This is a genomic window from Occallatibacter sp. FHG110214_02, assembly GCF_059115385.1.
The window spans coordinates 44,761-68,515 of sequence record NZ_JBZYWK010000022.1 but is presented as its reverse complement, the minus strand read 5'-3'; the positions used below and the strand labels follow the sequence as shown (position 1 = coordinate 68,515).

The 23,755-nt window shown below is 54.3% G+C and carries 14 protein-coding genes and 1 tRNA gene; 5 read left to right on the top strand and 10 right to left on the bottom strand.

Going from position 1 to position 23,755, the window contains the following annotated elements; all coding sequences use genetic code 11:
- Positions 1-115 precede the first annotated feature (115 nt).
- Positions 116-2,158 (top strand): winged helix-turn-helix domain-containing protein, encoded by a 2,043-nt coding sequence (locus AC5S3R_RS16870; RefSeq protein ID WP_494268326.1) that lies wholly within the window; start codon positions 116-118, stop codon positions 2,156-2,158.
- A gap of 18 nt (positions 2,159-2,176) precedes the next feature.
- Here the strand turns inward: AC5S3R_RS16870 and AC5S3R_RS16865 are convergent, their stop codons facing one another.
- Positions 2,177-5,284, bottom strand: coding sequence for a TonB-dependent receptor (locus AC5S3R_RS16865; RefSeq protein ID WP_494268325.1), 3,108 nt, complete (start codon positions 5,282-5,284; stop codon positions 2,177-2,179).
- A gap of 38 nt (positions 5,285-5,322) precedes the next feature.
- The gene (locus AC5S3R_RS16860; RefSeq protein WP_494268324.1) at positions 5,323-8,214 is read right to left on the bottom strand and encodes an RNA polymerase sigma factor; all 2,892 of its coding nucleotides are present in this window, start codon (positions 8,212-8,214) and stop codon (positions 5,323-5,325) included.
- Positions 8,215-8,407: 193 nt separating this feature from the next.
- On the opposite strand from AC5S3R_RS16860, the gene AC5S3R_RS16855 reads away from it, so the two are divergent.
- The 3 genes from AC5S3R_RS16855 to AC5S3R_RS16845 are packed head-to-tail and all read left to right on the top strand — an operon-like array spanning position 8,408 to position 11,506.
- Entirely contained in the window at positions 8,408-9,184 is a 777-nt protein-coding gene (locus tag AC5S3R_RS16855) for an outer membrane protein (RefSeq protein ID WP_494268323.1), read from the top strand.
- 5 nt (positions 9,185-9,189) lie between these two features.
- Positions 9,190-10,368, top strand: a complete 1,179-nt coding sequence (gene hpnI, locus AC5S3R_RS16850; protein ID WP_494268322.1) for a bacteriohopanetetrol glucosamine biosynthesis glycosyltransferase HpnI — start codon at positions 9,190-9,192, stop codon at positions 10,366-10,368.
- A 1-nt stretch (position 10,369) separates the two neighbouring features.
- A complete protein-coding gene (locus AC5S3R_RS16845; RefSeq protein ID WP_494268321.1) occupies positions 10,370-11,506 on the top strand; it encodes a hypothetical protein in 1,137 nt (378 codons plus the stop codon).
- A 16-nt stretch (positions 11,507-11,522) separates the two neighbouring features.
- Here AC5S3R_RS16845 and AC5S3R_RS16840 read toward each other — a convergent pair whose 3' ends face one another.
- The 6 genes from AC5S3R_RS16840 to AC5S3R_RS16815 form a co-directional block, all read right to left on the bottom strand.
- The gene (locus AC5S3R_RS16840) at positions 11,523-12,890 is read right to left on the bottom strand and encodes an alpha-L-fucosidase (protein WP_494268320.1); all 1,368 of its coding nucleotides are present in this window, start codon (positions 12,888-12,890) and stop codon (positions 11,523-11,525) included.
- 146 nt (positions 12,891-13,036) lie between these two features.
- Positions 13,037-14,242, bottom strand: coding sequence for a hypothetical protein (locus AC5S3R_RS16835; protein ID WP_494268319.1), 1,206 nt, complete (start codon positions 14,240-14,242; stop codon positions 13,037-13,039).
- Positions 14,239-15,336 (bottom strand): hypothetical protein, encoded by a 1,098-nt coding sequence (locus AC5S3R_RS16830; protein WP_494268318.1) that lies wholly within the window; start codon positions 15,334-15,336, stop codon positions 14,239-14,241. The genes AC5S3R_RS16835 and AC5S3R_RS16830 overlap by 4 nt, the downstream gene beginning before the upstream one ends.
- 126 nt (positions 15,337-15,462) lie before the next feature.
- Positions 15,463-16,737, bottom strand: a complete 1,275-nt coding sequence (locus tag AC5S3R_RS16825; protein ID WP_494268317.1) for a Gfo/Idh/MocA family protein — start codon at positions 16,735-16,737, stop codon at positions 15,463-15,465.
- A 41-nt stretch (positions 16,738-16,778) separates the two neighbouring features.
- On the bottom strand, positions 16,779-17,735 hold the full coding sequence (locus AC5S3R_RS16820) for a sugar phosphate isomerase/epimerase family protein (RefSeq protein WP_494268316.1): 957 nt from the start codon (positions 17,733-17,735) through the stop codon (positions 16,779-16,781).
- 70 nt (positions 17,736-17,805) lie between these two features.
- Positions 17,806-18,402: an HAD family hydrolase gene (locus AC5S3R_RS16815; RefSeq protein WP_494268315.1), complete on the bottom strand. Its 597-nt coding sequence runs from the start codon at positions 18,400-18,402 to the stop codon at positions 17,806-17,808.
- 206 nt (positions 18,403-18,608) lie between these two features.
- On the opposite strand from AC5S3R_RS16815, the gene AC5S3R_RS16810 reads away from it, so the two are divergent.
- Positions 18,609-18,683, top strand: a tRNA-Asn gene (locus tag AC5S3R_RS16810).
- A gap of 444 nt (positions 18,684-19,127) precedes the next feature.
- Here the strand turns inward: AC5S3R_RS16810 and AC5S3R_RS16805 are convergent.
- On the bottom strand, positions 19,128-20,540 hold the full coding sequence (locus AC5S3R_RS16805; protein WP_494268314.1) for an efflux transporter outer membrane subunit: 1,413 nt from the start codon (positions 20,538-20,540) through the stop codon (positions 19,128-19,130).
- 2 nt (positions 20,541-20,542) lie between these two features.
- The gene (locus tag AC5S3R_RS16800) at positions 20,543-23,755 is read right to left on the bottom strand and encodes an efflux RND transporter permease subunit (RefSeq protein WP_494268313.1); all 3,213 of its coding nucleotides are present in this window, start codon (positions 23,753-23,755) and stop codon (positions 20,543-20,545) included.

Here is a 23,755-nt window from a genome sequence, read left to right as displayed (position 1 = left end):
GTGGAACTTTATGAAATTTGCAAGGTTCTTCGTGTTAAACTAGCTCTAAATTTCCGCGCAGTTGTCCCCATTTACATCCCTGGAGGATTGGTGTGGCTGTAGCGGACGTTGCGCCATGGCCAAGCAAGTATTCTCATTTGCCGAGTTCACGTTCGATGCTGAAACCGGCACCCTGACGCGTAAAAAGCGCAGCTCGCACCTGCCCGAGCAGACGGCTTTGCTACTGGAAGTGCTGCTGGAGAATGCCAACCAACTGGTGAGCCGCGACGAGTTGCGCCAGGTGCTGTGGCCGGATGAAGAGTTTCTGGATTACACGCAGGGCATCAACGTAGCAGTGAATCGGCTGCGTGGAATTCTGCGCGATGACCCGCGCAATCCTCGTTTTCTGAAGACTATTCCCAAGCGAGGCTACAGCTTCTGCGGTGGAGTTACTGTGATTCCCCGTAGTTCGGCCTTCCTCAGCCAGCAGGTTGAGATGGCGTCTGTGGTGGAACCGGTAGAGCCGGTTGCCGCGCCCGTGCAGGCGGAGGCTTTGATTGCTTCTGCTCCTGTTACAGTTTCTCCTGCCGTGGCATTGTCTGCTCCGCTTGTGGAACTGCCTTCTGGTGTTGTGCAGAGAAGTGCAGGGCGACGATGGATATGGGCGGCAGTGATGACGACTGTGGTGATAGCAGCGGTCGCGATTGGTATCTGGCGTTTCTTGCACCCAGTGAACACTGCGGCTAGCGGGCTTAAGTTGGGAATCGCTCCGATTCGTGTGCACGGTGACCCGCAGGACACGGATGTAGGGGAAGGGTTCCGGCTGGAGTTGAGCGATGCGCTTTCGCGGTTGCCTAAGGTGCAGGTGCGCGCCGCCAGCACATTTACTTCGTCGGAATCGACGGAGATTCCACGTATTGCGCGTGCGCTCAACCTGGATGATTTGTTGCTTGGCAGCATGGTTCGCCAGGGAGACCAATACGATCTGAAGTTTGAGCTGGTGCGGGCGTCCGACGCGGTGCATCTGGCCTCGTTCGAGTACAGCGGAGCGAAGAAGGACTTGCCTGCGCTTTGCGAGCGGTTGCAGCAGGATGTCTTTCATTATTTGCAGTCGAATACGCAGACATTGCAGACGCTCAAGGGAAGCACGAATGATGCGCAGGCCTATGAGCTGTATCTGCAGGGCGCTTACCAGATGTTTGAGCGCGATCCGGATTCGCTGAAGAAGTCGATAGCGAGCTTTCAGCAGGCAACGGAGCGCGATGCAAATTTTGCGGCAGCATATGCAGGCATGGCTACAGCGTTCCTGAAGCTCAGCTCGTATGACACAAATCCGCGGGACGGTTTGTTGAACCAGGCAAAGGATACGGCGGAGCGTGCGATTCATCTTGCTCCTTCGCTGGCACAGGCGCATGCTGTGCTGGGCTGTGTTGCTTATAAGCAGGACCGGAACTTTTCGCGTGGGGAGGCGGAGTTGCGCAACGCCATCCAGATTGATCCAACGCAGGCGGAGTACCGGAACTGGCTTGCTGTCTTACTGGCGGAAGAGGGACGTTTCGATGAAGCGATGCAGCAGATAAATCTTGCGCAGACCAGTGCCCCGTTCCTACCTTCGGTGTATGCGATGCAAGGGCTTGTTGGCGTTTATGCAAGACAAAACGATGTTGCCATTCAAGCGGCGCAGAAGTATGTTGAGCTGCTGCCCGATCTTCCCATTGCGCACAACACACTGGCGTGGGTGTACTTCGAAGCAGGACGCTACGAAGATGCGGTCAAGGAGTGGAAACACATGGCGTTGCTGCAGAATGACCGCGCGCGCATTGAGTTGGAAGACAAGGGCATGGATGTGCTGCGAACCGGCGGAGTTCGCGCCTATGCGCAGTTGCGGCTGGATGCGATTACAAGCAGAAAAGGCGTGGGGCAGGTGAATGATTTTTCTCCCGCCGAATGGTCTGCGTGTGCAGGCAAGCGCGAGCAGGCGCTGGCCGAGCTGGAGAAGCTTACTTCTTCGCAGGACCCTTACATGCTCCACGTTGCGGTTGACCCGTTGTACGACTCTCTCCATAACGACCCGCGATTTGTTGCGCTTGTTACCAGGGCGGGCCTGACTATGCCTGCTGCATTGCGCAATATCGATTCGCACCTTTGCGAAGCGGGTGCAGGGATAAGCCGGAAGTAAGCAGTCACGCGCGCATGCCTACCAGCGCAGCCGGAACATCCATTGCAGGGAGCGCGGACCGCCGGACTGATACAAGGGACCATTCTGGCCGTAACTCTGATTCAGTGAAAGAATGGATTGCCCGAAGAGCTGGTCGGTAAGATTGGGCACAATATAGCCAAAGTCAGGATCATTGGAAATGTTGAATGCATCTCCACGCAGTTGCAGATAGAGACGCTTGTAGAGATGAACATCCCTGCGAAGAGAAAAGCTGAACTGCTGCGCATTAAAACCACGTGACAGGTTGCGTGGAGCATTTCCTTCAGCATTGCCGGAAGGCAGTTGAAACGCGCCATTGGCGACGTTGGGACCACCATTAAGCATGCGGCCGCCGGGCAGGGAATTGTCAAATAAATACAGTGGCCTTCCGGGAATAAGGTCCGCAGCGGAGTAAAACCGCTCGCCGGTTATGGGGTCGTTGAAAAGATTTCCAAGCACAGTAATTGGATAGGCACTGCGTAGAAAATAGCGTCCGTCGATACCCCACCCGGAAAGTGCATTACGCAGAAACCGATGTGTGCTTTTTGTCGTGGGGTTCCACGAAAGGGCAATCTGCAAGTTATGGCGAACGTCTGTATCCGCGCTGCTCCGTGTTGGCGTAGCCCATGGATTGATGCTGCCGAAATCCAGCGTGTGCGCCCATACATAGGAGCTCATCCACGAGAGCCGTGAACGATACTGGCCGCGATAAACCAGCTGCATGGAATCGAAGCGTGAGGAGAATCCGGAAGGGAAAGTCACAACCTCTTGAAGAGGAGTTGCGGAGCTTGTAACCGTACGCCGTTGCGGCAGCGGCAAGTCATGCCCACCCGCGCCTACGTAAGAGAGGACAACGGACTGATGCTCGCCGATGGCGTGTTCCGCGGAGATGCTCCATTGCAGGGAGTAGGGATATGCGAGATTGCGTGGGAAAAGATAGCCGAGGCTTCCTGGTCCGGCAACATCAGGAGAGGATGGCGTAGCTGCTGCCGCAGTGGTTGGAATGCTTGCGTTGCGTTGCACTGTGGTGCTTGAAAAGCCAAGCGCGGTGAAGGAGGGCATGGCCGCGCGGTTCGGAGTATCGTAGACGACTCCGAGACCACCGCGCAGAATTGTTTCGTGTCCGGATGCCTGTCCAGGATGCCATGCGATGCCAATGCGCGGACCGATGGCATGCCAGTCCGTGCTCCACAATGCTGTTCCGCGAGGACTCACAGATAGCGTCTCTGGCGAATTGATATCGCCATTGACACGAAAGGCATCGCGGCCATCGGTGCTGCCAGGAGGCGGCGCGATATCCCAGCGCAGCCCCGCGCTGATGTTAAGGTTAGGTGTCACACGCCATTGGTCCTGAACGAAAGCGGCGAACTGATTCAGATCAGGATGTGACGGCTCGTTGCGTGACACAACCAAGGCATCTGCGCTGTTGTTCAGTACGGAGTTCGCGCTTAGATAATCGGCTTCGATCGACCATGGCAATGGGGTTACCATACTGTGCAGGTTGCGAAGATCGATGCCGACCTGAATCATATGCGGGCCGTGTTGCAGTGAGAATGTATCACGCACTTCAAGCTGACGCAGAGCATTGGTACTACTGTCACTCCATGATGTGATATCTCCGATGCCTGCGACGCCAAAATAGAGTTGGCTTCGTGTTTCCGTATGTGAGGCGGGTGAGCCCAAGGCGTCAGATAAGTTTTTAGCGAAGTCCGGATTAGCATCCGATTCAAGTTGAGATACGAAGCTTGCGCCGGAGCGAGCCCAACCAATTCTGAATTCGTTGCCGGCATGCGAGGAAAGCTGACCATCCAGTCCCAGGGTGAGGCTCTGATTGGATAGCGTGTTGACGCCGCCCATCAAAAAAAATCCAGACTCACTGCTGCTTGGGGTATCACCAAAGCGCGCAAATCCGGAAAGACGGGAACTGAAGCGATGATCGATGCGAAAGTCCATGGATTTGAAAAAGCTCGCCGGGCTGGATTCTTCATCTAAATACTGAATGAGTGGCCGCTCATCATCGGTTGAAGTTGAATAGGAGGAAAATGCCTGGAAAGCATTTTGCACCGCAGTGGGAGCCTGCTGCATAAAGTTATAGCCGGGAAGATATGCACTCGTAGGGCCTGTTCGCTGTTCTACTTTTAAGACTTCATACGACCCAAAGAAATAGGTCTGGCTTTGCTCTGCGTGCTGCCACTTAAAGGTTAGCGGCATGCTTAGGGAGCCACCTATGTCCTGCTGGTAGTAGTAGAAATAATCGCCTAAATTGTAGTGTTCCGCAAACCAATCGAAAGCATCAAAATAGCCGTTGCGAAGATACGCATACGCGGTAGCGTGAATCTGGTTGGTTCCTTGACGCGTGAGAAGACTGAATTGTCCTCCAAAGGTGCTTCCGTACTCTGCAGATGCCGTAGAGGAGATGACACGGAACTCCTGTAGCGCATCGAGTGAGACCAGTCCCTGTGTGGTTCCAAGCGAGGTGACGCTGGAATACTGGCCCGCGGAAGGCGTTTTCCATGCTGTGTTCAGAGGCGCCGCGCCAAAGTTACCAGAGATGCCGTCAACCCAATAGACATTCGTGTCTGATGGTTGGCCGTTGATGCTGAAGCCGCCACTGTGCAGAAGTTGTGGGCTGATTGATACTGCGCCCGGTGTCATTGCAATCAGGTCCTGAAAGCTTCTGCCGTTGAGCGGTATCTCCTGCAGTAAATGCGAATCAATAACCGTGGTCATTTGCGCATCTTCGGTGTTCAGGTTCTGGCCGCTTGCGTCTACTTCTACGGTTTCTTCCACGGTGCTCAAACGCAGCTTGATGAGGAATTGGCGCGATTCCCCCACGTTGAGATTAAGGCCAGTCAGGTGAACGGCGGCAAACCCATCGCGCTGAACCTGCATGCTGTAAAGGCCGGGCAGCACGCCGGGGATAAGGAAGCTTCCGGTTGGTCCTGTTGTTGCTGTGTTTTCATTGCCTGTTTGTAGGTTGAGCAGCTTGACGGTGACGGAAGCAATGCGCGCGCCGGATGTATCCTGCACTTCTCCGGAGACGTTAGCAGTGCTGACCTGCGCGAAGGCGGGAATGGCTGCAAAAAGCAGCGTGGCCAGGATGCGCACAAGCTTCCTGAATGACAATAAGCATGGCAACCGGGCAATCAATGCGGACGAATCTCTCCCACCTCGTTTTGTTCAGAAGCGTTGCGGTTTGCGAGATGGCCTGCAAAGGAACGCATGCGGTTTGCTTCCACAACGGGCAAAGTAGTTTGCAGGTGCGCAATGGAGTCGCGCACTTGCTCCAGCGGCAGACCGGCAGCACTGCCTGCAAACAGTTCCACCACTTGCTGGTTGACGGCTTGTGCTTTCTTGCGCAGTTCAGACGCGGCGACAACAAAAGCGGAAGCATCTGTAATGGAGCGTGGATTTACAGGAGGTGTTGTTGCTATGCCTGTTGCTATGGAATCCAATTGCTGATGCAGCGCTTGCAGTTCCGACAATGCGATGGTGGAATGACGCTCTGTCATCTGCGCCCACTTGAGCTGTGCGTCGCTTCCGAGGGAGGCTTTACCGCAGAGTTGAAGGATGGTTCCGAGGCGGTCCAGCGCATAGGCATGCTGCAGTGCTGCCTGTGCATGCAGAAGCGCCGAGGCCGCAAACTCCTGCTCTGCGTTTTGCAGTGCGGAGTTATTCATGCCTCTCGCTATAAGTGCACGGCGCACCAGTTCTGTAGCTGGCGCGTCATTGTCACTTCCGACAAGCTGCTGGCGGATTGCTTTTCCGCGTGAGACGGAAAAGGCAGCTTCGCTCGTGGAGTAAATGTGGAAGTCCACTTGGCTTGCACTGGGAAGCGTGGATATTTTTTGCCGTATCGCAGAGATGAGCTTTGCATTGGCGAGCGTTCCTGTCATGCGTATATGCCCATCCGCGGTTGGGCTTACCTCTATTGGCTGCCCCGTATCAACGTTTTGCTGGAACAACTCATATAGCACGGCAACTTCCAGGTTTGCCAGCATGGCGCCATCTGCAGGGATAATGTTCGGCGTGGTGTGGAGATTGCGTTCGCTTTGCTTGCCCGGTGTAGTGAATCCGTACTGCTGTGCGAAGATGCCTGAGGGGACATCGCGGTTGGGGACTCTGCGCAGCAGCGTTTGCACCAGGCGAATCTCGTGGACAGTGGGTCCGCTACAATAACAAACTCTCTCGCCTTGCACCTGGTAGTTGCTATCCAGAAGAAGCGTTCTTGTGAGAATTCCGTTTTGACTATCTTCGTGCCGGGTTACTTCCAAGCCATTTGAATTGCGAGATGCTTCCGTGGTTGTTCCAGAATTGTTAGCGAAAGCAGCGCTCGTTACATCGCTACGCCACACGTCGCTCTCAGCGAGTTGACGTTCGTTCTGCGTTGCCGCTGTTTTGTTCTCCAGATGAACGGAGTGTATGCCATCCTCTGTGTCAATGGATGTGGCTAACAGCTTTTGCTGCGCATCGTAGAGACGACGAACCACTTGCTTGTTGCTGCGCCACACGTCAATGGAGCCAAGCAAAGAGCTTTCTTCGGAGCCTATCGTCTCTTCGACACGCAGAACTTGATGCAGAGTTTCATCTGGTAGTGGAGCCTGCGTATTCGCTTGCGCGCGTGTGAGCACAGCCTGCCAGCCGGGATGTTGATATTTGTAACCGGCAACTCCCGCCGCAATCGCAATCAAGAGCGATGCGAAGGCTGCTACTCCCCACAGAGCAAGACGGAAACGAAGAGGCCATTGTAAGAGCTGCCAGAACGATTGGGATGGCTGGCTTTCGCGAAGTTTCTCTTCTGCCTTTGCAACACCCGCAAGAGCTGGGTCAACATAATCGACCTCGGCATGAATGCCGAGCCCGTCAAAGTTTACATTGAGCTGTAGCCGGCGCTCATCACTGAACAGGACTTGCTGTGAACGTGGTGCCGTTGGAGACAATGTGGCTTCCGGATCCAACGGGATGTGGGCCAGGCGGTCGCCGAACTCGTTGAAGACCTCAATAAAGTGGATTGCGACAGTTGTGTCTACACGCGACGACAACGAGTTGTGCGCGCTTTCAACGGCATGAAATGCAACAACATTTCCATCGACGGCGATGGCCAGAAGGCCTGGGTGCCGTTCCATGATTTGCTCGCGGCGCTTGCGCACCATTCGCATTGTTGCCTCGAAGCTTTTCTTTTCTTCCCGCTTGGGGAGAGGAAGATCGTCGATGCCGTCGAGTGGCCCATCGTGGTCATCCAACTGTAGAATGCGCTCCAGAATTTTGAGGCAACGTTCGCATCCTGCAAGGTGGGCTAGGTCCTGGCATTCCATGGGAGAAGTGGTGAGTTTCTTGTAGGAATTTACAAGCTCGGCTTCTGTCATGCAGTCTGCCGTGTCTGCATCGAGTATGGATGTGCGCAGTTCTTTCAGGAAGACATTGCTGGCGAGGGCGGCCCGAAGAAGCTTTCTTTCAGGAATTGTATTGCGGCGAACGAGGCGGATTTTCCCGCCGGAAGAAAGATAGTCTCGTAACTCGACGCGAATTTCTTTCAGCTTGTTGTAGATGGCTGCAATGGGCAGGCGCGCCAGCTGAGCAACATCGCTTCTGTGGTAGCCGAGGAAGAAATGCAGAATGAAGTGGCTTGCGCTTTTCGATACATACTTCCGTGCCAGCACGTAGTCGCAGATGCGCAGCAGTTCGTTTTGTATATCTACTGTGTCCAGGCCGCCATTGGCTGTAACCATGCTGATGGCGTCATAATCCTCTACCTGAATTACTCGCAGCCGCTCGCGCGAGACTCGCGACAGGTTGGACACATACATGTTGCGAAGACAGGTGAACAGGTAGTTGTCGAGATTGCGAATGTCACTGAGGTCTGGTCGCGCGATAGTTAGATGAAGGCATAAATCCTGCACGGATTCCTCAGCGGCGGCGTGGTCGCCCCGTGCAAGAATCAGACTCCACTCCACTAGCTGCTGATAGTAGCGGCTTAGTATCCGCTCGATAGATTCGGGCGAAGGTGAAGGGCGGCCAGGTTTGAGTATGGACTTCATCTATTGCTGAAGAGTGTCTTCCGGCAAGAATCTACCTTCAAGCTGGAAAAATATTTCCCCTTGTTTCATTTTATGAGATGGAGACTTCCAGCGGCCGTGCAGGAGGATGCGCAAAAAAATCTGTCTGCCGGGGGGTAGATTCTGGCCGTGCTGTTCTCTTTAAAGCAGAAGTCTTCAAGGAGAGACTTGCATATTGTTTAAGTACCGGCTGTTTTGCATTGCTTCACGCGCATCAATTTTCACGCTCTCTCTGCTGTTGTTGAGCAAGACTTCTTTTTCGCAAACTCCGAAACAGGCGAAAGATCAGAATTTTACGCCTGGCATGGATGTATCTCTCGGCCTGATGGGGCAAATGACCTTTAACAGGCTTACATCGGATGCGCGGCCCAATGGACCATACCAGTGGGTAACGCAACGAGGACAGACCGCATCACCCTCAGCGGGCGCGCTCTTCACCTTTCATCAGGCTTTCAGGCCCTATCTTGGTTACAACGTAAATTTCAGCTATACGCAGTTCACGCAAACCGACTCCCAGGCGCAGGCTCTTCTGCCGAAGGTAGGCACAGGTTCCACCCAGACTCTTGGTGATACCACTACAGGCTCGCTGGATTCGCACATGTACGAACTGACGGTGGCGTATGCCTTTAACGGGCCGCGCTCCAAGCTGTTTCGCAGCTTTGGGCAGTTCGGCGGAGGCGGCCTCTTCTTTGATCCAACGGATGCATCGTTTGCTCATCAGGAGACACGTCCGGCCATGCTTTTTGGAGTTGGCGGCGAATATGATCTCAGCCGCCATTTTTCTCTTCGTGCAGAGTATCGCGGCCTCTTCTACAAGATGCCTGACTTTGCCATCGATACCCCGGATTTCTCCAAGCAGAGGCTCTTTACGGTGACGAATACTCCGGCAATCAGCTTCGTTTACCACTTCCGCCCCTCACAAAAGCAGAAGCAGATTGCACAGGTGAGGTAAAGGTGATGATAGGTTTCGCAGTGCACGGTTGCCTGATGCTTTTCGTCGTGATTGCGGTGGTTGGCGTAACTACTTCAACAATCTATTGCTTGATGGCGGCATTCGCTGCACTGCGGTTCCATTCTCGGGCTTCTGGAGATACGGAAGATTTTTCGCCTCCAGTGAGTGTTTTGAAGCCTCTGCATGGCGCGGAGCCTGGTCTCGAAGAAAACCTCATCAGTTTCTTTGAGCAAGATTATCCAGAGTTTGAAATCCTCTTCTGTGCACGGCACAGCAGCGATGAAGGTCTAGCCATTGCGCGAAAGTTGTCCGCACAATATTCAAGCATTCGCACAACTATCGTTACTTGCGGTGAGCCTGAGTGGCCGAATGCGCGCACCTATTCGTTGGAGAAGATGCGCAACCTGGCGCGTCACGAAATTCTTGTCACCGCTGACAGTGATGTGAGAGTGGGGCACGACTATCTGTCTGCGATCGCTCAGCCATTCCGCGACACGAGTGTAGGGTTGGCGACATGTATCTACAGGGGCGTCAGCCCCCGCGGATTCTGGGCAGAGCTTGAAGCGATGGGAATGTCTATCGAGATGACTTCAGGCGTCCTTGTTGCAGAAATGCTGGAAGGGATGCAGTTTGCTCTTGGTCCCACAATGATTTTGCGCAAGAGCGTGATCGAAAAAATCGGCGGATTTATGGCCGTGGCTCAATACTATGCAGACGACTTCGTTCTGGGGAACTGGACTGCTAAGAATGGCTATCGAGTTCTATTGTCGTCTTATGTGATTGAGCATCACATCTGGAATCTCTCCTTCGCAAGCAGCATGAAACATCAACTGGGTTGGGCGACAAGCACCCGGTTTTCTCGACCATATGGTCACGCTGGAACGGTGCTAACGTTTGGCATGCCATTTGGACTGCTCGGTCTGGCTGCATCCGCGGGCATTCATCGCGTTGAATGGGGGGTGGCCCTCTTGCTGGTCTGCGTAGTAAGCAAGATGCTTCTTTGCTGGTTAGTTGCAGTGATGGTGGTAGGCGATCAAGTCTCCGCACGCAAAGCGTGGCTCTACCCACTTCGAGATTTCATGGGATTCATTTTCTGGGCAGCCAGCTATTTTCACAATCATGTCTCTTACCGTGGCGAGATTTATGAACTGCTCCGGGAAGGGAAATTGAGAAAGGTGGCGTAGGGTGCCTACCGATTATGTGCTGCGTGCCGCATGGAGAAATGCAGGGCAGAGTTCCATGCAGGAGAATCAATCTGCCAGCAGATGGTCATGGAAGAGAGCGATGTGGTTCATGGCTCTCTGTTTGCTTGTCTTTGTTGTTAACGGATATCATCCGCATCCTAACGAAGCCGAGCCTTTCGTTCTTTCCCGCGTGCTTGCCGACCTGATGGCTCATGCTGGCCTACCGCTTGGCTTTGTATTGCTGACCTTCTATCTTGCGTCGATTGCCGCCTTCCTTCTGGCATGCAATCTTCTTTCGGAGCGATTGTTTGATTCAAAATGGGCTCGCGCTGGAGCGATGCTGCTCGCGGCAGCATGCTTTGCGCTGCCTGTGGTGGGTACGCCATTGCATCTGATGGAACCGTATCTGACACCGCGATCCATCGCGACTCCGTTTGGTCTATTCGCTATTGTGGCCAGTCTCGATCGGTCATGGAAACGATGTGTAGTTTATCTTCTTCTCGCTGCCATTGCGTACCCTTTGGAAGGCCTGCACTTTGCAATCCTGATTGTGGTGTATACGCTAACGGGCGGTCGTAAATATATTGCGGCAGCCACGATGTGCATAGTCCCTATTGCCGGGTGCGCATTGCTTTCCCAGGTGCTCGAGAGCGTTTCACTTTTCCATGCAAATGCAGCCACTGTACTTCGTCAAATGGATACTTCTATTCGCGGAATACAGAGTGGTGAGATTGTTCAATTCTGTGTGCCTATTGCGCTCTTGTTAATTAGCGCTCTTCGATGCACACCTGCCTCCAGAATAGGCAGGCTTTCCATGAGTTGTATGTTAATCGGAGTAACAGCGTGGGCGGTTTCTATCTGTTTTGCAGGCTCCAGCCACTCAGATATCCTTGCGCTTTTGCCAGTGTTTCAAGGCTTTGAGGTAATAGATGCCATTGGAGTAGTTATCCTGGGCGGTTTCTTGTTCTCGTTTTTTCTGCAGCGCGGAATCTGGATAGGAATTGCGGTGGTCGTTATGGTTTTTGGAGCGATGTTTCTTCTGGAGCGGCAATCTTATTCGCATCTTCCTCATATCGAACTTCCGCGGGAAGTTCGATATGAGCAAAAGACTCCTGCAGCTATGTTTCTTGGTATCTGAATTCGACAAGCGATAACTACTTGTTTGTGCTGTCGAGAGAAAAGGCTTGGAATTCCCGAATGCGAACATCGCCAGAGGCGGCAAGAATATTCAACCTTAGCCGCTGTGCAGTGACAGGCGCAAAGTGGTCAATCTTCTTGTGACCGATTGCGTAGCTTGTCACGATGCTCTTCCATTGTCCGTCCACCCACGCATCAATGCTGTACTTCTGCACATGCTGGCCATCTACCAGCCATTCCATTGTTAGCGTGTGGTCAAAGGTAATTGGCTTGGGGAGGCGAACTTCCAGTGTTGCTGTCTTTGAGCCAGATGGAGCACTCCAAAAGGTGTCAGTATCGTTGTCGAGTGCTTTTGTCGTGTTGTCATCCGCTGACAGATGTGTTTCCAGCAGGCTGTGAGAGTAGTGCTCGTGAATTGCTTCGCCAAGTTCGTGCAGGCGCGCTACATCTACATCCGGCAGCAGGCCACGATTATCCGGAGCTACACCCAGCATCCACTGTCCGCCGTGGCCAACAGCATTTTCATAGCTGTCGATGAGTTCGTCTACGCTCTTCAGGGATGCCTCGTCATTTGGATGCCAGAACCAGTGCAGCTTACGCAGCGGAGTATCAACCTCAACTGGACGCCAGCGAAGATAGCCGTGGCGATCAATTACATTCCAGTTCTGATATTCAATCTTGCCGCTCTCATCGCCGGCCCAGCGCGCATCGCCGTATTCAAAGAGTCCCGTGTCTGCAAAGACAATCGTATTCGGCTGATAGGTTCGCAGCGTTTCAATAATCCGTCCAAAATCATATGTCCGGCCAGTGCTGCCTGCGCCGTCAAGCCAGAACTCTACCAGGTCGCCATAGTGCGATGCTAACTCTGTTAGCTCAGCATTGTAGTAAGCATCATAAGCAGCGGGGTCCTTGTACTTCGGTTCGTGCCGATCCCACGGCGAGAGATAAACACCAAATTTAAGGCCGTTTGCGCGTGCAGCTTTCGCAACCTCACCGACGATATCGCCCTTGCCATTCTTCCACGGGCTTTGCTTGATGCTGTAATCCGTTTGCTCCGTTGGCCACAGGCAAAAGCCATCATGGTGCTTGGCAACAAGCACAACGTACTTTGCGCCCGAGGCTCGAATTGCCTTCATCCACTGATCGGGATCGAAGTTGGTTGGATTAAAGACCTGCGGGCTGGCGGTTCCATCGCCCCACTCGCGATTGAGAAATGTATTCGTGCTGAAGTGCAGGATTACGCCAAACTCCATATCCTGCCACTCGGTCTGCTGCGGCGTGGGCTTCAGATCAACTGCATTTTGTGCAACCCCATACGAAGCTCCTCCAGATGCTACGCCTGCCACAAGGGAGATGTTCAACATGCTGTGTAGAAATCGTTTCATGTGGGATGACCTGATGCTCTTCATTGCTCTCCTTGCGGGTAAGGCTGCGTACGGGGCGCAGCGTTATGGGATTTGTTCCTATTTGGCACGATATCACGCGAGATTATGTCGCCGGCTTACAGGCGTTTGGAAGATTTGCGGGCTGCTTATGCGAATGTGCGGAGAGCCTGTTCAAGAGTAAGCAGAGTGCTGCAAGTTGTGCCGGAAGGAGCATTGGTGCCAATCAGTACAGCTTGCTTCGTGTCCTCAAGCCAGGCAAAGAACGTGCCCTTGTTCGGAGCTGTAATTCGGTTCATTTCAATCCAGCTATACCATGCGCCCATGTCCGCATCTCGTAGGGAACCTTCTGGGTCCGTGCTCTGTGGGTCGGTATTGCGCAGTAGTTCCTCAAACGCGCGGTAGCGCTGCCGAGGCGCATAACGCAGCAGAAGCGTTTGTGGTTGCGCACGGCGCGCAAGCTCACGTCCTGCCCACTGTACAAAGCTGGTGCTGAATAATTGTGGTCCAGAGCTCTCCGTGAATAACTCGGTATAGAACCTTTGCAAAATAGGATCAGGTGTAACCGCAATAGCGTTCAACTGCTTTGCGTTGATTTCAGCAAGTCGCGTGCGCATAAACTCCGCGCCTCCGCCACCGCTGGTTGTCACGTTCTCCATACTTGCAAGCACATGCTTGCGTAACGGAGCCAATGCTGGATACGTTACGCAAATTGCGCCAGGCACAGACGCATAATCTTCTGCCCATGGCTCTCCACCATCCACGTACCAGTGCGCGTATGTTTCGGAAGAGAGAGTTGCATGTTCGCGAAAGACGCGAAAGATTTGCGAAGGCATATCTTTTGTGTCCAGCGCTGTCAGCATTACGCCGTGCCGCCTTAGCTTCTGAAAGATTGGTGTGGTTGGCGTGCTGGCCTCACGGCCTAGTACCACTACGGTCATTCGATGTGGAGCTACGTCGCGAGCTGGAATGGCCGCGAAGAATGCAGTGGATGCCTTGCGAAACGAATCAATCTGCCCACTTGACCAGAGATGCGCTGAAAGATTGGTGATGAAGCTGGCAGGCGACTGAACCCAGTCGCTGGACTTCAACTCGGAGGACAACTCAATGTGCTCAAAAGGCAACACAAGTTTTGCGAATTGCTCCGATTCCATGTGCAGAAGAAAATCGCATTGGTGCCGCAGAGCCGCTCGCTCTGCCGGAAAGCTTGTATCGAATTGCTGAATCTGTGCCAGAAAGGATGGGCATACCGAGAGCGGCAACCGCCGCAAGAGCGACAGATACTCCACAGCAAACTCACGCCCCTGAGACGGATATGGATGAAAGTCCTGCGCGCGTAACTGGTCCGGCTTCATGCCAACTCCTCAATGATGCGGCCTGTTGAGGTGGTGGTAAAGCCGAGATGCCGTCCTATTGTAGGAACCAGATCGATTGATTCAATTGGGTGTTCCACGATTGTGTTTTGACGAATATGAGGCCCAAGAGCCAGCAGCCAGGTGGTGCGTGCCGAAGCTCCACCTGTGCGATGGTGCTGAAAGCCATTGCCGGAAGGGTCGTCGTCGGAATCGCGTCCAAAATCGGGCATGATGTAGAGCGTCGTTCGGTCCTTGTACTCCGGATCCGACTGAATCATCGTCCACAACTCGGCGCACAGCCGGTCCGCCCGTTGAATCGCATCCACATAGAGCGAGAAAGCACCGGAGTGCGCAATATCCATATCATGCAGCGTAAGCATCATGAGGGAAGGCGCATGCTGCTTCATCAACTGCCACGTAATGTAGATAGATAATTCATCTGCACTGTCCAGCGTTCTCGCATGCTGCACGAAATCGCTCACGGAAACCTTGAGCGCAGATTCCAGCATGTTGAGATGCAGTTCGTGGTCGTAGGCTGTCTCGTCAGCCTGATAGACCGGCATCTCGTAATTGTCTTGCAGAAGATGCGTAAGATTGTTTTCCAATCCCGGTGTGCCATTGTGCAGTGCAGCACCAAGCAGACGCTTGGGCAGAATCACTCCCGCACCAAAGCCTGGTCCAAAGGCGGAGTTACTGCTGCTCCCAATGCGCTGAAATCCGTTGCTGGGCGCAATCACCCATGCGTCAGTTGAAGGGCGCCGCAACCCTTTACGGAAGCACTCAAATAACGTTGCATTTGGTGGAGGCTGCGCAATGAAATTATCGAACCGTTCGTAGACGCCTGTCACAATGCTTGCCGTTGCAACATAGTGTCCCAGGATGCCGGCATTGATGACCTGCGTGAAAAAAGTGCCTTGCGGTAGCAGTTCTTTCAGCAGATGCGGAATATTCTGGTGGCCATCTTCAGCAAAGGTCTCATCGTCGCGTGCGCCTCCACCGAAAGTGACAAGGATGGTTTTCTCAGACGGAAAATGGCGCGAGATAGATTGCGCGCGAATAACGCTGCTGCACCACGGCGCGGATAGAAGCCCCATACTGCTTCGCAGAAAGTCCCTACGCGTACGGGAGATTACGGAAGAAGCAAGACCATGCGGATTCATGCAGCAAGTATGATGCAGCAGCGATGTTGAAGAAAGCAAATTCTGCAGTTTGCTTAAAAGTTAAGCGAACTGCTTCAGGTCGAAGCCAAGCTCGTAGGTTTCGCCATGAGCAAGCAACTCATCCCAGGTAATCGCGCGGCCTGTATAAGCGGCCATGCGTCCCAGCATGCAGCTCAGAGCCGTATCTACACCTGCGGTAATCTCATTGAGAGCGTGACCGGAGACAATGCTGTCAATTACTGCGCGCTCTTTGTCACGGTCGGCAAACTCGAGATTGTCATGGAAGGCCCCATTGGCGGCAAACTGGGCGGGCTGCGCAGTTGGTGCCGCGGTGTCTTTCCACTCCCAGGCATTCGCGCCGACAATGTGCACCGGCCCCGAGTAGGGCGCGGTCGCAGAAGCCTCTGATCCGAAGAACTCCAGACCCGCATCAAAAAAGCCATAGGAACCAAACTGCGTAGACGCAAAGGAGAAGTGAATTGGATTGCCGCCAGCAGGTGCCTCATAAACATAGGTGACCTGGTAGTTATCCGAGCAGTCCCCAAAATGGTTTATCACCGTACGGCTTGCCGTGGCCGTAGCCTTCACTGGATGCGATCCCAGCATCCAGTTGGCAAGGTCAATAATGTGAATGTTCTGCTCCACAAGAATGTCCCCGGAGAGCGCACGGTCCCAAAGCCAGTTGCGCAAGCGGTATTCGTCCTTGCCTGCTCCTTCTCGCTTTTTCTCAGTAGATGCAGGCGCATAGTAATGCCCGGAGACAGTCGCGACGTGGCCAAGTGCGCCGGACTGAATGCGGTGTGCTACTTCTGCAATCGGCGGAGCATTGCGGCACTGGAAACCGACAGCAACAGACTGGCCTGGCTTCACGCGTTTCGCAATCTCAAGCGCATGCTGAGCTTGCTTCACGTCAATGCCAACGGGTTTTTCGCAATAAACATGTTTGCCTGCGGCCACTGCGCCTTCCAGATGATGTACATGGAAGAACGGCGGCGAAGAAATCTGGATCAAATCAACAGCGGGGGAGTGCGAGATCGCAGCATGAGACTCCGCTCCGTGGAAAAGCTGTGACTCTGCAATAGGTGCATGCCCCAGCTTTGCATTGAGCTGGTTGAAGTGGTCCCGCCCGGCGGCCAGCTTATCGGGAAAAATATCCGCCAGCGCCACAACTCGCGCAGCGGTGTTGCGTGCAAAGGACGAAGCAACTTCCGTGCCGCGATTGCCGCAGCCGATCAGCCCAAGGTTAACGGTGGAGTTCGCTTCATATCCAAAAACGGTGGAGGGTTTCACAACAATAAGACTTGCTGCGGCAGTTACAAATTCACGACGGTTCATGAGATTTCCTTTGATGGAAGCACGGTGAAGGAGCGGAATAATCAGCTCGGAATAACTTCACGAAGCACGCGTTCAAGATAAAGCTTCTCCTGCTTTACGTCTTCAATCTGCTGCGGGCCAGATGTTTCCCGCTCAATCGTCACCGCGCCTTGATAACCGGCTGCGCGCAGCTTGCGGAAGACCTCGTGGAAGTTAACGAGCCCCTTGCCAATCGCTACTTCCTCGCCAAGCTCGGAGGGGTCGGTTGGCCAGTGCCCGTCCTTCGCATGAACCCCGCGTATGTGTGGCCCAAGAATATCAACAGTGTCCACCGGATTCGCCTTGCCATAAAGAATGAGGTTCGCCGTATCGAGCCCAACCGCAAGATTGGGCATGCCCACATCATGCAGGACGCGGGACATGGTGGTAGGCGTCTCCTGGCCTGTTTCCATTAGAAAATACTGCCCATTGGCGCGGCAGTGTTCGGCAATGGTGCGAATTGCCTCTACAGTTTGTGGGTATAGAGGATCGTCGGGATTTTCAGGAAGAAATCCGCAGTGCGTCTGCACCTGCTGAATGCCAAGCTCATGCGCAAAGTCTGAGGCGTATTGGAGCGCGGCAATGCGCGCAGCGCGCGTAGCGGGCGGCACAATGCCAATCGTGGCTGGCCCGCGAAGGAAATTCCACTCGAGCGGCGGCGGTCCGACGACCTCTACCGTGGTTACGGTAACGCCGTACTTCGCAAGTAGCCCGCGATAAAGACGCACAACTTCCGGCGTAAAGCCGTTCTTGCCGTCGTTGATATAGGAGTCCAGCGAAAGGTAGCAATTGTTAAAGCCAAGCTCAGTGAGGAGTCGAAGCTTTTCCTCAGGCGCAGGAGCAGGCGAGATAAGAAGACCAAGCGCGAATGGCTTGAGCGGTGCGGCTTGTGCCTCTGCTGGAAGCACAGCTTGCGCTGCAGCCGTAGCGGCTGCAGCCTTCAGAAAGGTTCGGCGATCAATTGGATTGCGTGTGAGCACGATGAGTACAGTTTACTCACACGCCTTAGCCTTGAATACATTGAATTTGCAGATAGGCGGTTGACGCAGCTTAGCCAACGCGTTCCAGCGGCTGCGGAACTTTAACAGAAGCCATTCCTGCCGCGGTTGCCGCTTCAATGCCGAGATCGGTGTCTTCAAAAACAAGGCAATCTTTCGGAGCTATGCCAAGCCGTTCGGCTGCCAACAGAAAACAGTCTGGCGCAGGCTTGCCTTTCTTATAATCTTCGGCGCAAACCAGTGTGTCGAACTTGTGAATCAGTCCCGTAATCTTGAGGGAGTTTTCCACAGAGTCGCGACGGCTTCCCGAGGCAATGGCGAAGGGAAGCTTGCCGTGCATGGCGTCCACATGCGCTACCACTTCCGGAATCGCCTTAAGCTGCGGCAGCAGCTCAAAGTAGAACTCCTCTTTACGAATGGCGACCTCTTCAACCGGCATGTTCAGTCCCTGCATCTCGTTCAACAGGGAAATAATCTCTCGGATGGGGCGACCTCCCCAGTCATAAAAGAGCTTTTCCTCATAAACGCAGTTCCACTCCGCCAGTGACTTTTTCCAGGCAATGTAGTGCAGGGGCATGGAATCAACGACAGTGCCGTCGCAATCAAAAAGGTAGGCGCGAAACTCGCCTTCGGGGATCTGTAATTTCATTGGGTAAATGCAGGCTCCTTTCTCTATGCTACCAGCCGGAGAAGTGCGGTTTCTGACCTGCAAAAGGAGCTTTTACTGTGACGCAACCGGCCGAAGTTTCCTGTCCAGAGAAGCCGCGCAGGTAGCAGAAGAAAAAGGAGCTTGCAGACTTTGACTCACAGGCCCTTGTCTGTTACCTTGAATAAGGACAATTCAACGCCAGTTATTCCGCAGTAGCTCAATGGCAGAGCATTCGGCTGTTAACCGAAGGGTTGTAGGTTCGAGTCCTACCTGCGGAGCCATAGTTTGTTTAATATCAAGAACTTACATCGCAATGCTCCCTAGAGAATCAAAGCCCCCAAGCCCCATAATTTTTAGTCTGTGATTCCAGACGGCTGCTAATAGCTGGCTGCGAATAGCCATGCTCACATTCTTGTGTCTATAAGCTGCATTGCCGTAACAACGTAAATGTGAATAAATGAACTTTTACGAATAACTTATGGTTGATGTGAGTTAAGTTTGAGCATATTTTATCCAAGTTCTGAATTGAACAGGAGAGTTTTGAGATGGCTTGACAACTCTATTCCGCAAAGTCAGCTGGACGCAATCAAGTGAAGCTTATCGAGATAGCAAAGCTGCCGGCAGGGAAGAGCCTGTTGCGTAGATTCGGACCAATGTTTTATAGACCAAAAATAAAAAGGACGGCGCTTGAGAAGACGCCGTCCTTTGTTGTAAGGCTTAGCCGCTTACTGCCAGCCGCCGCCGAGCGAGTTGTAAAGCTGCACAAGTGACAGCGCCTCATTCTGCTGCGCGGTAGTCAGGTTGAGTTGCGCGCTCAGCAGGTTCGAGTCAGTCGTAAGCACTTCCAGGTAGCTCGTCGCGCCGCCCTGATAGCGAACACGAGCAAGCCGTGTCGCGTCCTCCGCAGCCGTAACCAGCTTCTCCTGCTCTGCGCGAGAGGAGCGTTGCTTGTTAACCGCAATCAGCGAGTCGGAAACATCGCGGAAAGCGCCGAGGATGGTCTTGCGGTAATTCAAAACCATCTCTTCCTTCTGCTCTTTGGAAAGCTGCAACTGACCACGCAGCTTACCGCCTTCAAAGAGAGGTTGCGTGAGCTGTCCAATGCCGTAGCCGAGCCAGCTATTCGTGCTGAACAACTGCGAGAGCGAGTCGCCGCTGATGCCTGCAGAACCGCTGATAGAGAGCTGCGGGAAGAACTGCGCGCGCGCCACGCCAATCTGCGCATTCGCAGCCATCAACTGAGCTTCCGCCTCTTGAATATCCGGACGGCGTTCGAGCAGTTGAGAAGGCAGGCCCGTGGGCAGATTCTCTGGCACAGGCGCAAGCGCAGTGGGGTCGGTGTGCGCAACAGGACCGGGGTCCTGCCCAAGCAGCAGCCGCATTGCATTCTCGTTCTGCTGAATCTGCTGCTGCAACTGCGGAATCTCCGACGTAGCTGTGTAGAGCAACTGTTCCGCTTGGCGCACATCTGAGAGCGGAGCGTCGCCGCCCTGCTCCAGCTTGCGCGTTAGCTCAACAGAATCCTGCCGAACCTTGGCCGCTTGCTGCGCAATCTCCAGTTGCTTGTCGAGAGCGCGCAACTGGAAGTATGTGCTGGCAACCTGTGAAACAAGGCTCATGCGCACCGCGCGCTGCGCCCATGTTTGAGACAGGAGCTGATCACGAGCGGCCTCGGTCTGCTTGCGATAAAGACCCCAGAAATCAGGAGTCCACGAAGCGGAAAGGCTAAAGCCGCCGCTGACAAGCGGGCTGCTGACGTTATCGCCGAACTCGCCGGACGCAAAGCCCGCGCCGAGGCCATTTCCGCCAATGCTAACCTGCGGAAACTGCTGTGAGCGCGTAACACGTACCTGCGCCGAAGCCTCCAGCACGCGCTGCGCTGCAATCTTCAGGTCAAGGTTGTTCGCAAGAGCCGTACGAATCAGCTCCTGCAGCTCAGGCTTGCGAAAAACCGCGGACCACTGCTGGTCGCCGAGAGAGTTCTGTGCGTCGCTTGACACCGAGGCCTCGTCCGCGCCGCGATAAGCTGGCGGCGCGGTAATCTGCGGACGGGCGTACTTCGGCCCGACGTTGCAGCCGGCAAGAAAGACGGCGGCAAGGCTCGCAGAAAGTGCGAATGTTTTCACTATGGCTTGCATGGTTATGCCTGCCCTCCTTCCGTTTCCAGTTTTGGATCTTCGCCGGGATGCTGTGGCTCAGGGGCATGCTTCGAGTCCATGGTGGTTCCTTTTCCGCCGTGTTTCCAGCGGTGTGAGAGGAATTCGACAACCGAGAACGTAACTGGAACCATCAGGATTCCGATGACGGTAGCAAGCGTCATGCCGCCGATAACCACGGTGCCAAGAATCCGCCGCGAAGCCGATCCTGCTCCAGTCGCTGTCCACAAGGGCAAGCAACCAAAGATAAACGCAAGCGCGGTCATGACGATTGGCCGGAAGCGCAACCGAGCCGCATGCAACGCCGCTTCTGCAATACTGTGTCCGCCGCGGTAGTTCACCACCGCGAACTCGACAATCAGAATCGCGTTCTTTGCCGAAAGACCAATCAGCATGATGAGGCCGATGGTGGCAAAGATATCGTTCTCAAGCGACCGCATGCTGAGCGCAAGATACGCGCCAAGAATTGCAACCGGCGTGCTGAGCAGTACGCTGAAAGGCAACGTCCAGCTTTCATACAGAGCCGCAAGAATCAGGAAGACGAAGAGCAGCGAGAGTCCGAAGACCGCCCACGTTGGAACGCCCTTGGCCGCAACCTGTTCCTGGTAACTCATACCCTGGTAGTCGTAGCTCATACCTGCCGGCATCGACTCCTTGAAGGCAGCTTCAAGCGCGGCTCGCACCTGGCCTGAGCTGTATCCCGGAGCTCCGGTAATGTTCAACTGCGCCGCGTTGAATTCGTTGAAGCGCATGATGAACTCAGGCCCGGTAATCTGCTTCACATGCACCAGAGAAGCAAGCGGAACCTGACTGCCGTTCGCGCTGCGCACATAGAACTGATTGATGTTTTCAATTTTTGTGCGCGAGCTGCCTTCGGCTTCTACATAGGTCTGCCACTGGCGGCCAAAGCGGTTGAAGTAGTTCACAAGGTAGCCGCCCATAAAGGTCTGCATCGTCTGGTAGACATTGGACAGGTCTACCTGCTGTTGCATCGCCTTTTCCTTATCCACGTCTGCATAAATCTGCGGCACAGCCGGTAGATAAGAGGGAATTGCGGCCGCAATTTCCTTGTGTTTCGCAACAGCGCCAAGGAACGCGCCGAGGTTCTTGGTAAGGAACGTCGGGTCGTCACCACCGGAGCGGTCTTCGAGAATCATCGTGACACCACCCGAAGTACCAACGCCGGGAATCGACGGAGGCGGGAAGCTGAAGGCAATTGCGTCCTTATCAGCACCAAGCTGCTGAATCACGCTCATCTGAATCGCTTTCAGTTGCTCTTCCTTGGTCTTGCGCTCTTCCCATGGCTTGAGCGAGATGAAGAAGAAGGCCGTGTTCGTGCTTTGTGTCTGCGTCAGCAGGTTGAAACCGTCAACCTGGATAACGCCGCCAATGCCGGGAGTCTTCAACAGCACCTGTGTAATCTTGAGCGCTGCTGCGTCGGTGCGCTGCAAGCTGGCTGCATCCGGCAACTGCATCGCTGCAAACAGATAGCCCTGATCCTCTTCCGGAATAAAGCCGGTAGGCAGGCGTGAACCCATAAAGACCGCAATCACAGCGATGACGACAAGCGCCAGCATCGTTGCGCCGGACTTATGAATTAACACTTCCGATGTAGAAACATAACCTCTGGTTGTTCTGTTGAAGACCTTGTTGAACAGCCCGAAGAAGCGTGCCAGCGGCCCTTGACGCCGTGTGTGATCCTTCGGCTTCAGCAGCAGCGCGGAAAGAGCCGGGCTGAGCGTAAGCGCGTTGAAGGCCGAAATCAGCACCGAGATCGCAATGGTCACAGCGAACTGCTGATACATGCGTCCAGTGATGCCTGGAATGGCTGCTGTCGGAATGAACACCGCGGCCAGAATCAGTGCGATGGCCACAACAGGCCCACCCACTTCTTCCATCGCCTTGATGGAAGCATCCTTCGGCGACAGTCCTTCGTCAATGTGATGCTCCACAGCTTCAACCACGATGATGGCGTCATCGACAACGAGTCCGATAGCCAGCACCAGTCCGAAGAGTGAGAGCGTGTTAATCGAAAATCCAAGGAGCGGGAACAGGACGAACGTGCCGATTAGCGAAACAGGCACAGCCATCAGCGGAATCAGCGTAGCGCGCCATCCCTGCAGGAACAGGAAGACCACAAGGATAACGAGCAGCAGCGCAATACCGAGCGTTACGACAATTTCGTTGATGCCTGCAGTCACAGCCTTTGTCGTGTCGAGCGGAACGTCATAGCGAATTCCGGCAGGGAAGGTCTTGGAAAGCTCATCGAGCTTCGCACGGACAGCCTTTGCCGTTTCCACTGCATTCGAGCCGGGCAACTGGTAGATGCCCATCATGCCGGCCGGAGCCCCGTTGTAGCGCGCCTGCAGGTTGTAGAACTGGGCGCCCAATTCTACGCGGGCCACATCGCTCAGGTGAAGAATAGAGCCGTCAGGATTGGCGCGAATGATGATTTTTTCAAACTCATCCGGCGTAACCAGACGGCCCTGCGTGCGTACCGTGTAGGTAAACTGCTGGCCTAGCGGCACAGGCTCGCCGCCAATCTGTCCAGCGGGGTTTACGTTGTTCTGTACAGTCAGCGCGGCGATAACGTCATTCGCCGTGACGCCCAGCTTCGCCAACTTGTCCGGGTCAACCCAGATGCGCAGCGCATACTGGCCGCCGAACACCTGCACGCGGGCAACACCCTTCACGCGGGTCAACTGGTCTTGCACGTTGATAATCGCGTAGTTGGTCAACCACGCAGCGTCATACTGGTTGCCCGGCGAGTTGATGCCGACAATCATCAGCGGCGAAGTCAGCGACTTCTGCACCGTGATACCGGCAGTGTTCACTTCCGCAGGCAACTGCGACTGCGCCTGTGTAACACGCGTCTGCGTCAGAATCTGGTCGATATCGGGGTTGGTCTTAACGTCGAAGTCCACATATACGGTGGCCTGGCCGTTGTTGGCATTGACCGAGTACATGTACAGCATGTTGTCCACGCCGTTGACCTGCTGCTCGATCGGCGTGGCGACAGCTTGCAGCAGCGTCTTGGCGTCCGCGCCCGGATACGTGGCCTGCGCCATAATCTCAGGCGGAACAATGTCCGGATATTGCGCTGTCGGCAGGCTGAGCATCGACACAAGGCCAACGACAACCGTGACAATCGCGATCACAATGGCGACGATAGGTCGCCGGATAAAAAACTTAGACAC

Coding starts and splice junctions, on each gene's coding strand:
- AC5S3R_RS16870 (WP_494268326.1), top strand. CDS start 116: ATGGCCAAGCAAGTATTCTCATTTGCCGAGTTCACGTTCGATGCTGAA.
- AC5S3R_RS16860 (WP_494268324.1), bottom strand. CDS start 8,214: ATGAAGTCCATACTCAAACCTGGCCGCCCTTCACCTTCGCCCGAATCT.
- hpnI (WP_494268322.1), top strand. CDS start 9,190: ATGATAGGTTTCGCAGTGCACGGTTGCCTGATGCTTTTCGTCGTGATT.
- AC5S3R_RS16840 (WP_494268320.1), bottom strand. CDS start 12,890: ATGAAACGATTTCTACACAGCATGTTGAACATCTCCCTTGTGGCAGGC.
- AC5S3R_RS16835 (WP_494268319.1), bottom strand. CDS start 14,242: ATGAAGCCGGACCAGTTACGCGCGCAGGACTTTCATCCATATCCGTCT.
- AC5S3R_RS16830 (WP_494268318.1), bottom strand. CDS start 15,336: ATGGGGCTTCTATCCGCGCCGTGGTGCAGCAGCGTTATTCGCGCGCAA.
- AC5S3R_RS16825 (WP_494268317.1), bottom strand. CDS start 16,737: ATGAACCGTCGTGAATTTGTAACTGCCGCAGCAAGTCTTATTGTTGTG.
- AC5S3R_RS16815 (WP_494268315.1), bottom strand. CDS start 18,402: ATGAAATTACAGATCCCCGAAGGCGAGTTTCGCGCCTACCTTTTTGAT.
- AC5S3R_RS16805 (WP_494268314.1), bottom strand. CDS start 20,540: ATGCAAGCCATAGTGAAAACATTCGCACTTTCTGCGAGCCTTGCCGCC.